Here is a 949-nt window from a genome sequence, read left to right on the forward strand (position 1 = left end):
TGGTAAACGACACCGACGACTTGGTGCATGCTGCGGTTGAAGGGCGCTTATCCACCCGTGCGGATGCCAGCCAGCATCAAGGCGACTTCCGCAAGATTGTCCAAGGCGTGAACGACACGCTGGATGCGGTGATCGACCCACTCAATGTCGCAGCCCAATATGTGGCGGATATCTCCAAGGGCAATATCCCGGCCAAGATTACCGATCACTACAATGGTGACTTCAACACGATCAAAGACAACCTCAACCAGTGTATTGACGCCGTCAATGCCCTGATTGCTGATGCCGACATGCTGTCACAAGCAGCTGTCGATGGCAGACTCACTACCCGTGCAGACGCCAGCCAGCATAATGGGGACTTCCGCAAGATCGTCGAAGGCGTCAACAACACCCTGGATTCCGTCATTGGACCCTTGAATGTGGCTGCCAGCTATGTAGACCGCATCTCCAAAGGCGATATCCCAGAACGGATTACCGACCATTACAACGGTGACTTCAACGAGCTGAAGAACAACCTCAACACCTGTATTGGTGCGGTCAACTCACTGGTAAATGACGCCAACCTGCTGGCTGAAGCAGCCAAAGAAGGCCGTATCACCGTACGTGCGGATGTCGACAAACACAATGGCGAATTCCGCAAGATCATCGAAGGGGTGAACAATACCCTGGATATGATCGTAGAACCGATCATTGCCGTGACCGAAGCCGTAGAAACCATCACCACTGCTGCGAATGAAATCTCCAGTGGTAACTCTGACCTGTCAGCCCGTACCGAGCAACAGGCCTCTAGCCTGGAAGAAACAGCGGCCAGTATGGAAGAGTTGGCCTCTACTGTGAAACAGAATGCCGACAACGCCAAGCAAGCCAACCAGCTGGCACTGACAGCGTCTGGTGTCGCGGTTAAAGGTGGTCAGGTCGTGAATGAAGTGGTTGCCACCATGAGTGCGAT

The 949-nt window shown here is 53.6% G+C and carries 1 pseudogene; it reads left to right on the forward strand.

What is annotated here, in order from left to right:
• Positions 1–949, forward strand: a pseudogene (locus ACIDF8_RS14590) (chemotaxis protein); the annotation flags it as partial.

This window comes from Methylophilus sp. 3sh_L (genome assembly GCF_046766015.1).
Classification (GTDB): domain Bacteria; phylum Pseudomonadota; class Gammaproteobacteria; order Burkholderiales; family Methylophilaceae; genus Methylophilus.